General features: G+C 39.7%; 13 protein-coding genes. 8 read left to right on the top strand and 5 right to left on the bottom strand.

Features of this window, described 5'->3' with window-relative positions:
* Window positions 1-119 precede the first annotated feature (119 nt).
* Window positions 120-1,058 (bottom strand): SPFH domain-containing protein, encoded by a 939-nt coding sequence (locus GGQ60_RS18325; RefSeq protein WP_183767040.1) that lies wholly within the window; start codon window positions 1,056-1,058, stop codon window positions 120-122.
* 109 nt (window positions 1,059-1,167) lie between these two features.
* Between GGQ60_RS18325 and GGQ60_RS18320 the strand changes: the two genes are divergently transcribed.
* Window positions 1,168-1,353, top strand: a complete 186-nt coding sequence (locus tag GGQ60_RS18320) for a hypothetical protein (protein WP_183767038.1) — start codon at window positions 1,168-1,170, stop codon at window positions 1,351-1,353.
* Between the two features lie 54 nt (window positions 1,354-1,407).
* Here GGQ60_RS18320 and GGQ60_RS18315 read toward each other — a convergent pair whose 3' ends face one another.
* From GGQ60_RS18315 to GGQ60_RS18305, 3 genes are all read right to left on the bottom strand, one after another.
* Window positions 1,408-1,593, bottom strand: coding sequence for a hypothetical protein (locus GGQ60_RS18315; protein ID WP_183767037.1), 186 nt, complete (start codon window positions 1,591-1,593; stop codon window positions 1,408-1,410).
* 44 nt (window positions 1,594-1,637) lie between these two features.
* Window positions 1,638-2,735, bottom strand: coding sequence for a CapA family protein (locus tag GGQ60_RS18310; protein ID WP_183767035.1), 1,098 nt, complete (start codon window positions 2,733-2,735; stop codon window positions 1,638-1,640).
* 92 nt (window positions 2,736-2,827) lie between these two features.
* Window positions 2,828-3,385, bottom strand: a complete 558-nt coding sequence (locus GGQ60_RS18305; protein WP_183767033.1) for a C40 family peptidase — start codon at window positions 3,383-3,385, stop codon at window positions 2,828-2,830.
* Window positions 3,386-3,893: 508 nt separating this feature from the next.
* On the opposite strand from GGQ60_RS18305, the gene pdhA reads away from it, so the two are divergent.
* The 7 genes from pdhA to GGQ60_RS18270 all read left to right on the top strand — a co-directional run bounded on the left by pdhA (window position 3,894) and on the right by GGQ60_RS18270 (window position 12,045).
* The gene (gene pdhA, locus GGQ60_RS18300; RefSeq protein WP_183767031.1) at window positions 3,894-4,889 is read left to right on the top strand and encodes a pyruvate dehydrogenase (acetyl-transferring) E1 component subunit alpha; all 996 of its coding nucleotides are present in this window, start codon (window positions 3,894-3,896) and stop codon (window positions 4,887-4,889) included.
* A gap of 30 nt (window positions 4,890-4,919) precedes the next feature.
* A complete protein-coding gene (locus GGQ60_RS18295) occupies window positions 4,920-6,575 on the top strand; it encodes a dihydrolipoyl dehydrogenase family protein (protein ID WP_183767029.1) in 1,656 nt (551 codons plus the stop codon).
* Window positions 6,576-6,720: 145 nt separating this feature from the next.
* Entirely contained in the window at window positions 6,721-8,499 is a 1,779-nt protein-coding gene (locus GGQ60_RS18290; RefSeq protein WP_183767028.1) for a DUF885 domain-containing protein, read from the top strand.
* Between the two features lie 363 nt (window positions 8,500-8,862).
* Window positions 8,863-9,414 (top strand): cupin domain-containing protein, encoded by a 552-nt coding sequence (locus GGQ60_RS18285; protein WP_183767026.1) that lies wholly within the window; start codon window positions 8,863-8,865, stop codon window positions 9,412-9,414.
* A 68-nt stretch (window positions 9,415-9,482) separates the two neighbouring features.
* Window positions 9,483-10,712, top strand: coding sequence for a serine hydrolase domain-containing protein (locus GGQ60_RS18280; protein ID WP_183767024.1), 1,230 nt, complete (start codon window positions 9,483-9,485; stop codon window positions 10,710-10,712).
* Window positions 10,713-10,960: 248 nt separating this feature from the next.
* On the top strand, window positions 10,961-11,266 hold the full coding sequence (locus tag GGQ60_RS18275) for a YbaB/EbfC family nucleoid-associated protein (protein ID WP_183767022.1): 306 nt from the start codon (window positions 10,961-10,963) through the stop codon (window positions 11,264-11,266).
* Window positions 11,267-11,367: 101 nt separating this feature from the next.
* Window positions 11,368-12,045, top strand: a complete 678-nt coding sequence (locus GGQ60_RS18270; RefSeq protein WP_183767020.1) for a metal-dependent hydrolase — start codon at window positions 11,368-11,370, stop codon at window positions 12,043-12,045.
* Window positions 12,046-12,269: 224 nt separating this feature from the next.
* Here the strand turns inward: GGQ60_RS18270 and GGQ60_RS18265 are convergent, their stop codons facing one another.
* Window positions 12,270-12,611, bottom strand: coding sequence for a hypothetical protein (locus tag GGQ60_RS18265; RefSeq protein WP_183767018.1), 342 nt, complete (start codon window positions 12,609-12,611; stop codon window positions 12,270-12,272).
* Window positions 12,612-12,670 lie beyond the last annotated feature (59 nt).

Here is a 12,670-nt window from a genome sequence, read left to right as displayed (position 1 = left end):
ATAGTTTCGGGGTATCAGATATTCTATCTAACACTATTTAATTCTATCTTTAATCTATTTTAAGTGTCAGATGGTAACATCTAACAGCACAACAAATCACCTTTTGGGATCTAAATTACTTAATTCTTTCCGGCAGGATCATTCTGTTTGCTTAATTGCATGGCCATCATCTCTTTCATGGTTTTATTCATTCCCTCTGTACTACCATCTAAAAAGATTACATTGCCTTCGCTATATTCCGCAAACTGCTTAATGGCTTCTGTCCACATGGTAAATAAAATTACAGAGGTATCCAGGTTAGCCTGTTGCATTTCGTGTGCGGCATTGGTCATACCTTTTGCAACTTCCTCCCTAAACAAAGCGATTCCCTGTCCGCGTAACTGGGCAGCCTCACGTTCGGCGGTCGCAGCAATTTTAATGGCATTACCATCAGCTTCCGCAGCTTTGGTTTTAGTAATCAATAATGCCTGACCCTCGTTTTCGGCCGCTGCCTTTAAATTGTTTGATGCCACCACACGACTCATCGAGCGCATAATTTCTTCATCGAACGTAATATCGTTCAACTGCAAATCCTGAAGGTGGTAACCCCAGCCATCTAACACCTGATCGATCTGTTCTTTAACATGAAGTACAATTTCATTACGTTGCGCCAGTACATTGGCTTGTTTTTGGGTAGCTACATAAGCACGGATAGAGCCTTCAATGGTCCTGATTAATGCCTGCATTAAGTTGGTCGCATCTACAAACTTAAAAGCTACATTTTTGATAGTTTCTTCATCCTGGTTAATTACGGAATAAAGCAGCATAGCCTTGAAGTAAACATTTGCCTGATCTTGTGTTACCGCCTGAAACGATAGTTCTACAGAGCGGTTTTGGATCGATATCCGCGAATAAATCTGCTCTATTAAAGGGATTTTAAAATTTAAACCCGGTCTTAACAGCCTTTGGTACTTACCAAAAACGGTAACAACCGCAATGGTGCCCTGTTTAACGGTAACGAACGAACTTAGCAGTATAATAACTCCTATCACTACTAAAATGTAAACGGTGTATTGCATAATTAGATTTTTTTATGAAGTTATAAAAAATAAATGCAAACAATTAAACTCTATTTTCCGGTTTTCAAACAAAAGCCTGTTTTCTTTGTCTTATGTTAAAAAACAGATCATGAACGTAAAACGCACTTTCGGAACGATATTAACCATATTGGGCATTATCGGTTTAATTTATGCCGGGTACGGTTTTGTAAACCATAGTCAAAACACGAGGGGATTGCTGGTTTATGGAATAATCGGATTAATTTTCTTTGTATCCGGAATCGGGCTGGTAAAGAATACCAAGGATGAGAGTTAGGAAACCTTCTCCATAAAAGAAAAAGTGTAACCGCCGCTTCTGGAAGAATGGCGGTTATTTTTGTTTCTTTTTCTGTTTGATGATCTGGTATTGACTAAAAGCTACCAGGCAGCCTGCTAAAATGATAATCCCCGCAGACAACAAGTTATCTGGGTTTTGATTGATGTAATATGCAGCGGCCAAAACTAAAAGCGCAGCTGCAATTCCGATTATATAATGAATGATTAATCCCGTTTTCATAAGGCAAATATTCTGAAATTAAATGAAATTGATGTCGCAGAAAACTAATCTTTTAAACTGATTTTATTGTGTTCAAATTTAAGCTGGTGCCCAATAAAATCAGTATCGGTTAATTCTTTCATCCGCTTAAAAGCCCTGTGGTTATCATCAATGGTTAAACGGTTAATTTTATCCTGCTGAACGGATACCACATCAGCATATAGAAAATTGCCTTTGGCATCTATTTTTAACCGGAGCAAAGGGGCAATGCCGTTATTGCCTTTTAAGCTGAACATGCCATAGGTACAGAAATTACCCAAACTGTAAGCGATAAATTTATTTTTATACACTTCAACGGCCCTGGTTACATGTGGTCCGTGCCCTAAAACTACATCAGCGCCCGCATCAATCACGGCGTGAGCAAAGGCATAAACATTACCCCTGTTTTCTTTGTAAAAGATCTCATTTCTGCGGGGAACATGTTCAAATCTGGCCCCTTCACCTCCTCCGTGAAAGGAAACGATCACAATATCGGCCATTGTTTTCAAACGCGAAACCAAAGCTTTAGCACTGTCGATTTTGTTAATGGAAACGGTGTTTTCGTTAGGTGCAAATGCGCAAAAAGCATATTTAACACTATCTTTTTCAAAAACCTCGAAAGGTTTATTTACCTGCCCTGCATAATGAATCTGCAACGAGTCCAATACCCGTGCGGTATTTTTTCTTCCCCTTGCGTCAAAATCGCCCACGTGGTTATTGGCAATGCTTAACACATTAAATCCGGCATTTTTATATATGCCGGCATAACGCTCAGGCATTCTGAAAGCGTAACAGCTGTTCGGATTAATACCGTTGCATTTATTGGAGTTGCCTGAATTCAGAAAACAACCTTCCAGGTTTCCAAATACGATATCGCCCTTTAATAAACTGTCTACAGCCTGAAAGCTGTTTACGGCATCATCCGGTGGAAGATTGGTTTTGGAAGGGAAAGCAGAGCCAAGCATGATATCACCAACCGCGGTTATCGATATCGTATCTTTTATTTTCCTGCCTACTGTATCTTTTTTTACAACCGGAGTGTTAACCTGTGCATTATTACTGGTGCAGCTGATTAAAATAATGATGGTAAAAGCGGCTAATATTAAGGTGTTGAAAAATTTCATTTTAGATTCTTACGGGATAAAAAAAATCCTCCGAAATTTCTTTAGGAGGATTCTATATTTTTTTGACTGTTAACTGAAAACCGTCAACTGAATTATTCTACGGTAAATTCTTTCTTAAACGATTCGAGCACACGCCCACCCTTATAAAAATACCGGCTGTAATAAGGCTCGTTCAGGTTGCTGATTACAACACCGCGTGAGCTGGATGCATGTGCAAATCTATTATCGCCGAGGTAAATACCCACGTGTGAAATACTCCTGCTTTTGATTTTAAAGAAAACCAGGTCGCCTTCTTTTAAATCTTCTTTTGATAAGGGATCTACCATGCTAAAAATATCGCGCGAATTTCTTCTGATGGTAGTGTTGAAAACTTTATCGTAAATTGCTTTAGTAAAAGCCGAGCAATCGATTCCTCTTTTTGTGTTTCCGCCATAACTATATGGTGTTCCGATCCACTCGTATATAAATTTGTAAAGTTTTAAATTCGAAGTCGCGTCTACCGCAACCCCCATTACCTGCGAGAAATATTGCGATGCAAGATTATCAGGGTCGTTTAACTCTTTACCAGATTCTTTTGTTTTAGTTTGCGCAAATGCGGTTGAGAGCGTGCAAATAGCGATTAGAGTAGAAAACAAAATTTTTTTAATCATGTTATACAGTTATGTTTGGGTATTCACTTACACATTAACGTACACCACCTGGGCTTATTGTTGGTTGCCAAAAGTATTAATTATACAAATGTTATCCAAATGTTAGGTGTTAAAAAACAAAAGTTATTAACATTTTGACTTTATGAGCCCATTTTTTCAGCTGATAATAGCCACAAAATCAGTTTTGTCACAAATTTTTTTCGTTTTTACCAGCCTGTTTAAGCGTAAAGCGGGGAAGTATTTTAAATTAGGTAGATGGGGTTATATGCAAAATTAAATTTCAGGATAATTTAATTCCGGATTATGATAAAGGGTGTTGTTTTAATTATAAGAAATTGGCTTTAAATCTTCTTAAAAACAGAAAGGCCGTTTCCATATCCTATTCAATTGTAAAACAAGTGTTAAATGTAATTTTATGCCCGGGAATATGATGTTTTTCCACCCGAAAGTGCCAAAAATTACAATAAAAAAATTAGATTTGCTGTCGCAAAAAAACAAATACCCTAAAATGAGTGCAGTAGAAATAAATAAAGATACCTGGTTAAAGTGGTTTGAGTCGATGTTACTGATGCGTAAATTCGAAGAAAAAACTGGCCAGTTATACGGACAACAAAAAATACGTGGCTTTTGTCATTTATACATTGGACAAGAAGCTGTAGTTGCAGGTGCTATATCTGCAATGAAAAAAGGCGATTCAATGATTACGACTTACCGTGATCATGCTCATGCTTTAGCTTTAGGTGTTAGTGCAGATAGCATTATGGCCGAAATGTATGGTAAAGCTACCGGCTGTTCTAAAGGTAAAGGTGGTTCAATGCACATGTTCAGTAAAGAGCATAACTTTTATGGTGGCCACGCCATTGTTGGCGGCCAGATTCCATTAGGTGCTGGTGTTGCTTTTGCAGAAAAATATAAAGGAACAGACAATGTTAACATTTGTTATATGGGCGATGGCGCTGTACGCCAGGGTGCATTAAACGAAACGTTTAACATGGCCATGTTGTGGAAATTACCTGTAGTTTTTGTTTGCGAAAACAATGGTTATGCGATGGGTACTTCAGTACAACGTACTACCAACATGACCGATATCTATAAAATTGGTTTAGGTTTCGATATGCCTTGTGCACCTGTTGATGGAATGGATCCGGTGGCCGTTCACAATGCCATGGATGAAGCGATCCAACGTGCGCGTAAAGGCGAAGGACCAACTTTCTTAGAAATGAGAACTTACCGTTACCGTGGTCACTCGATGTCCGATCCGGCAAAATACCGTACTAAAGAAGAATTAGAAGATTACAAAGCGAAAGATCCGGTTGAATTAGCAAGGGAAACTATTTTGAGAGAAAAATATGCAGATCAGGCCTGGATTGAAGAAGTAGAAGCCAAAGTTAAAGCTACAGTAGATCAGGCAGTAAAATTTGCCGAAGAATCTCCTTGGCCAGATGCATCTGAGTTATACAAAGACGTATATGTAACTGAGAACTACCCTTACGTAATAGACTAATATTAATAAGATTTCAATTAATTAGATAGAATGGCTGATGTAATTAAAATGCCCAAAATGAGCGACACCATGACCGAAGGGGTTTTGGCGAAGTGGCATAAAAAAGTGGGCGATAAAGTGAAAAGCGGCGATGTTTTGGCAGAAGTAGAAACTGACAAGGCAACCATGGATATGGAATCTTATTGGGATGGTACCCTTTTATACGTTGGTGTAGAAGAAGGCCAGGCCGTTCCGGTTGATGCCATCATGGCCGTTATCGGTAAAGAAGGTGAAGATTATAAAGCAGCTTTAGCAGCTGAACAAGGCGCAGAAGCCCCTAAAGCAGAAAGCGCAGCCCCAAAAGCTGAAGAGAAAAAAGAAGAAGCTGCACCGGCTCAGGGTGGTGGCTTAAGCGAAGAAGAATTAGCAGCTAAAGGCGTAACGGTAATCCGCATGCCTTTGTTAAGCGATACCATGACTGAAGGCGTAATTGCCGAATGGCATAAAAAAGTGGGCGATAAAGTAAAGGATGATGATGTTTTAGCCGACGTAGAAACCGATAAGGCTACTATGGAAGTAATGGGTTATGCAACCGGTACTTTATTACACATTGGTGTAGAAAAAGGTCAGGCGGCTAAAGTAAACGGCATTATTGCCATTGTTGGTCCTGAAGGCACCGATGTTAGCGGTATTTTAGCCGGAGGAACACAAAGCGCAAAGCCGAAAGCCGAAAGCGAAGCGCCAAAAAGCGAAGAAGCACCAAAAACAACTGCTGATGCGGGCTCATCTGCTCCAGTTGCACAGAGCTCATCGTCTGATAGCCGCGTAAAAGCATCTCCTCTGGCAAAGAAAATTGCTAAAGAAAAAGGAATCGATTTATCGCAGGTATCAGGTAGTGCTGAAGGTGGCCGTATCATTAAAAAAGATATCGAGAACTTTAAACCAGCTGCTGCACCACAGGCAGAAGCGCCTAAAACAGGAAGCGCACCAGCTGCAGCTCCTGTAATTCCAACCTTTGTTGGTGAAGTTAAATTTACTGAACAACCGGTTTCGCAAATGCGTAAAGTGATTGCAAAACGTTTGTCAGAAAGTTTATTTACAGCTCCTCACTTTTATTTAACCATTAGCATTGATATGGATAATGCAATGGCTGCCCGTACGGCAATCAATGCAGTTGCTCCGGTTAAGGTTTCTTTCAACGATATCGTAATTAAAGCAGTAGCCGTTGCCTTGAAAAAACACCCGGCTGTTAACTCATCATGGGGTGGCGATAAAATCCGTTTCAACGAACATACCAATATCGGTGTAGCCATAGCTGTTGAAGATGGCTTATTGGTGCCTGTAGTGCGTTTTGCAGATGGCAAATCTTTATCGCATATCTCTGCTGAAGTGAAAGATTTTGGTGCTAAAGCAAAAGCTAAAAAATTACAACCATCAGATTGGGAAGGATCTACCTTTACTGTATCTAACCTGGGAATGTTCGGTATTGATGAATTTACATCAATCATTAACTCTCCTGACGGGGCAATTTTATCAGTAGGTGCAATTCAACAAATTCCTGTTGTTAAAAACGGTGCTGTTGTTCCTGGTAATGTGATGAAATTAACTTTAGGTTGCGATCACCGTGTGGTTGATGGTGCAACCGGAGCTCAATTCTTACAAACCTTAAAAGGTTTATTAGAAGAACCAATCAGGCTATTGGCTTAATCACCGTTAGCAAATCAAAGTTTTCAGTTCAATACTGGTTATATATTAAAGCCATCCTTTTTAGGATGGCTTTTTTGCATTTAAGGCTTTTAATAAATAGTGGCTTAATTTGTTATTTTTGATTTAAGGATCTTAAATCAAACAAATGAAAAAAATACTTCTTTTTACTGCTTGCATTGCTTGCTTGTCAGCCTGTAAGCAGGGCACCAAATCTGATTCAGACTCAGAAAACAAAGCTTTTGCCTATATGTGCGAGCAATACTACCAGGATGGGTTAAAACTCACCCCAATTAATGCCACTTATATTGGTGATGAACGTTATGACGACCTCTTGCCAAATGATGGTTCACAAGCTTACCTAAAGGAATATAAAGCATTTAACCAACGTTATCTCGACAGTTTAGGCAAATACGATAGGGAAGGCCTGAATGACAACGACAAACTCTCTTTTGATTATCTTAAAGACCAGCTGAGCATCAATTTAGAAGGATTAAAATATCATTCAGAATACCTTCCATTTAACCAGATGTTTGCTCTCCCCTTAACCATTGGCCAGTTAGGCTCAGGTACAGGAGCACAGCCATTTAAAACGGTTAAAAATTATGAAAACTGGTTAAAACGTGTTACCGCTTTTTCCGTTTGGGCCGATACAGCCATAGCCAACTTTAAAAAAGGTGAGGCCGCTGGTATTGTTTTGCCTAAAGCTTTGGTAGTTAAAATGATTCCGCAAATGCAGAGTATGGTCGTAACCGATCCTGAAAAAAGTTTATTTTATGGCCCTATTAATTCATTACCTGCTAGTTTTTCTGCAGCAGATAAACAAAGATTAACAGAAGCATACCGGAATACCATCACCACTGTTATTGTACCAACTTATAAAAAACTGGGCGATTTTCTTCAAAACGAATACCTGCCAAAAGCGAGAACTACGTCTGGCTGGTCTGCCATGCCGGGCGGCCTGGAGTGGTATACTTACCTGGTAAAACAGCAAACTACCACCAATAGAACACCCGAAGAGATTTATCAGACAGGCTTAAAAGAAGTTGCCCGGATAAAAGGGCAGATGGATAGCATCAAAAACCTGGTTGGCTTTAAAGGAGATTTAAAAGCTTTTTTCGAATACATGAAAACCGATAAAAAATTCACGCCTTATAAAACTCCGAAAGAAGTTCTAGCTGCTTTCGAAGATATCCATCAGCGGATGAAACCCAATTTGAAAAAAATGTTTGATGTAGAGCCCAAAACCCCTTTCGAAATTCGTCAAACAGAAGCTTTCAGGGCTGCATCTGCCAGTGCAGAATACAACCAGGGTTCGGCCGATGGCAAACGTCCGGGAATCTTTTATGTACCCATTCTGGATGCCAAAAAATTCAATACCACCTCCGGAATGGAATCTCTCTTCCTCCACGAGGCTATTCCTGGTCACCATTACCAGATTTCGTTAACCCAGGAAAACAAATCGTTACCTAATTTCCGCCGTTTCGGTGGTCATAACGCCTATGTAGAAGGTTGGGCGCTTTATTGTGAGTCGTTAGGTAAGGAACTGGGGTTATATCAGGATCCATATCAGCATATGGGAGCTTTGGGTGATGAAATGCACCGGGCCATTCGCCTGGTAGTTGACGTGGCCATTCACACCAAAAACATGACCCGCGAGCAAGCCATCAAATACATGACCGATAACGAAGCCATAAGCACTGAAGGTGCAACAGCCGAGATTGAACGTTATATGGGGATACCTGCCCAAGCATTGGGTTACAAAACAGGGGCTATGAAAATAAGGGAGCTCAGAAGCAGATACGAAAAGGAACTGGGACCAAAATTCAAATTATCGGCCTTTCACACCGCCGTTTTAAAAGATGGTTCTTTCCCGTTATCAGTTTTCGAAGCTAAAATGGATGCCTGGGCAGCAAGCCAGAAATAGTTAAACGCTCCCGCTGACAATAAAGAATTTTGTTTTTGGCGGGAACGTTACCTCATTATTTGGCCAGAGATAACACAGAGGTCGCAGATAAATATTTTATCATTTTTCTACCCTCAACTTTACCTAATATCACAGACTATTTACTTTCCTCCAGATGGAGTGTGAAATATTTGAAGAATTAAAATTGACCAGCAACTTGCATCGTCCTCGTTTGTAACGGGGATGAACGAGAATAGCGATTGTATCGCTAATAAAAGACTCTCAGCATTACAAATACAGTTAAAGTAATCCTCTTACGGGACTATAAAACAAAATTTAAACCCTTTGGCGCTTGTATTGTTAATTACATAAAACTCCCCAGCTATGGACAAAGAAAAACTAATACAGGAAGCTTATTTAGTGGCACATAAAATCGAAGAAAACGGAAACTTTCCAAATAACCCGGTCTTACCACTAATGGTTTACAAAGGCGCACTCAGGCTTCATCCCGATGATAACGAAGAGGTAATTAAAAAGGTTTTTGCGCAAAACGGTTATACCAACTCCTGGGTAGATGGTATTTTTGATTATCACCATTACCATAGCAATACACACGAAGTAATGGGTGTATTTTGTGGCAAAGCCGACGTTCAGTTTGGTGGCGATCATGGTGTTTGCATTGAACTCGACAAGGGGGATGTAATTATCATTCCGGCAGGTGTAGCTCATAAAAAATTAAATTCCAGTGATGATTTCACGGTGGTGGGTGCATATCCGAACGGTGCCGAATACAATATCAAATATGGTGAGGCAAAAGAACGTCCTGAAGCAGATCAGGACATTGCAAAAGTAAAAAATCCCGATAGCGATCCGGTTTATGGCAGCAAAGGGCATTTATTCGAATGCTGGTACAATCAAAATTGCGAAAATGTGTAAAACTCTTTCGTTACAACCGTCTAAAATTCTTTAATTTTCGGGTTTTAAACACACTATCCCTGATATAAATGAATTTTAGATATATCTGTTCAGCATTAGCCCTCTCAGCAACATTACTTACAGCCTGCTCGGGTAAAAAATCTGAAGAGAAAAAAGCAGCTGAAAAAAAAATACGTACCAAAGAAGACGATAAAGCGGATAGCCTCCTGCTGGTTTACAACCCACAAAAAGGAGATAAATGGATTGCTGATTTCGTAGACAACCTGCACAAAAAGTTTGGTTTCAATGGCAATATGCTGGTGGCCAAAGATGGTAAAATCCTTTACGAAAAAGCCATTGGCTGGGCCGATTACCTGCACCGCGACAGCCTAACCATTAATTCGGAATTTGAGCTGGCTTCTATTACCAAAACGTTTACAGGTACTGCAATTATGCAATTGGTAGAGGCAGGGAAACTTTCCTTAAACGATGATGTTAAAAAATTCTATCCCAATTTCCCTTATGATGGCATTACGGTAAAGCTCTTGCTTTCGCACCGCAGCGGCATGATGAACTATGTGTATTTTATTGATGACATCTGGCGCAAAGAGAAACGCAACATGAAAAAGGGCGTAACTAACCAGGAAGTGATGAATGTAATTGCTGAAAGAAAACCTAATCCATACACCAAGCCTGATAACCGCTTCCACTATAACAACTCTAATTTTATGGTATTGGGTGCCATTATTGAAAAAGTTACCGGACAGCGTTATTCTCAATACATGATGGAACACGTTTTTAAACCTGCAGGCTTAAAGCATACCCATGTGTACAGCACTACCGAATACGAAAAAATACCGGTTGATGTGGTAGGCCACGACCGCACCTGGCGTTACTCCGTGGCCCAGAACTTCTTGGATGGGCCTGTTGGTGATAAAGGTATTTACAGCACCGTTCACGATTTGGTTCTTTTTGACAAATACCTTAAAAATGGACGGTTGTTAACCAAAAAGAGCCTCGATTCTGCCTACGTGGGCCGGAATAAACCTGTAAACGGACATTTTAACTATGGCTATGGCTGGAGAATGTTTGACGGCGAAAACATGGATAAAGTAGTTTACCACACCGGTTGGTGGCACGGTTTTCGACACATTTATGTAAGGGATTTAAGTAAAAATATCGTAGTTATATTTTTGGGCAATTTAACAAATGGTAGTTTAATGCACCTGGACGACCTTTATAAACATTTGAATATGCCAATTATACGTAAAGGTGCATACCATGGCAATGGCAGTTTGCCGGGTTCAGACGAAGATTAGATTTATGGAAAAACAAGATGGATTGGTAAAAAATATCCATTTGATGACCTGATCCGTTTTCAGGTGCCTGTAAAAAAACTGATTTATTGGGATACCGAAGTTGGGGCATAAATTTTATTGCCTGCCAAAAACAAAACAACTACTTTAATACTTAAAAACTTTACAGGCACTAAAAGAGTTCAACGCTTTCTAGATGAGGCCAACATGCTATCAGGCCGTATTTAGTTTTATTATAAAACAAAAAGATTATGTTCGATAAATTATTTGCGGCTCAACAAAAAGCCGAAGAAATTAAAAAACGCCTCGATACGATATCGGTATATGGCGAAGTAGAAAATGGAGCAATTAAAATTACTGCAACGGCAAATAAGGCCATTACCGCAGTTGCCATTGATGACGAGTTTTTAAAAAATGCTGATAAAGAAGAACTGGAAGAGCTGTTATTAACCGCAATTAACAAAGCGATGGCAAGTGCCGAGCAAGTTAGTGCAGCCGAAATGCAGGCTTCTGCCCAGGATATGCTAGGTGGTTTAGGTGGCATGTTCGGCCAATAAAAACCATTAGAAGACTTAACTGTTTATACTTTCAACAATCAGTCTTAATATGCAATACTCAGATCTTGCTGCCTGTTATTCAAATCTTTGATACTATTATTATGAAATACACCTATTATGGCCAGTCTTGTTTCCTGATTGAAGCTGCCGGCAAAAAATTATTATTCGACCCGTTTATATCACACAATCCATTAGCTAAAAATGTGGATATTAAGGCGATCGAAGCTGATTATATTTTGGTAAGCCACGGACATGGCGACCATGTAGCCGATCTGGTTGCATTGGCTAAACAAACCCAGGCAACTGTTATTGCCATGCCAGAGATTACCGATTGGGTATCAAAACAAGGCGTAGAAAAAGTACATGGAATGAATTTCGGTAAATTTACTTTCGATTGGGGAACAGTACGTATGGTACCCGCCACACATTCGTCGGGTTTACCTGATGGAAGTTATGGTGGTAATCCAGCAGGTTTTGTGTTAGAAGTTGATGGCAAGCAGATTTACTTCGCAGGTGATACAGGCCTAACCATCGAAATGAAGGTTTTAGCTGAGATATACAACCTGGATTATGCCATTTTGCCTATCGGTGGAAATTATACCATGGATGTAGATGATGCCTTAATTGCAACAAAATATTTCGATTGCGATAAGGTGATAGGCGTACATTATAATACCTTCCCTGTAATTGAGATTGATACCAAGGCGGCTGTGGATAAATTTGATCGTGAAAAGAAAACCTTGTTATTGCCGGAAATCGGCGAGACAATAAGTTTATAGTCTCGACGAACCGTCATTTCGAGCGAAGCGCAACGTAGTCGAGAACCACGAAGTGCTCAGCGAAGCTAAATCTGTCCAGATAGATCTCTCCGTTCCGCTGCACTTCAGTCGAGATGACGATATCTCTTCGGATCCGCCTAATGTGTCGTTCAGACAGGTATCATTAAAAACAAAAAAGGGCCTCTAATTTTTCATTAGAGACCCTTCAAATTATAAACCTGAACCTAATTCTTTTTAGCAGCTTCTTTGTTTACTTTATAGCGCATATCAGCTGTACCGTCTTTTTTGGTTGGACCAGCCACTTTAGTTACTGCTTTTGCTTTGTTTTCTTTAAAACGCATATCCGGAGTACCATCTGCTTTTACTTTAGCAGCTGTAGTAGTGGTTTTAGTTTCTACTTTTTTGGCCTCTTGTTTTACACCTGCTTTTACAGGGGCAGTTGTAGTTTTTACTTCTTTTTTAGCAACGGTTTTAGCCTTAGCCGGAGTAGTTGCTGCTGGTGTTTGAGCAAATGCTGTTGTTAAACCAAATGCTGCGATTGCGATTAAACTCAATAACTTTTTCATGTTTTTTCGATTTTTGTTTTACTCGTTTATTTGTTGATATAAAATTGATGAATCGGAAT

Origin of the sequence: Pedobacter zeae, from assembly GCF_014196715.1 — a bacterium.
GTDB lineage: Bacteria > Bacteroidota > Bacteroidia > Sphingobacteriales > Sphingobacteriaceae > Pedobacter > Pedobacter zeae.
This window is presented reverse-complemented; position numbering and strand designations above follow the sequence as displayed.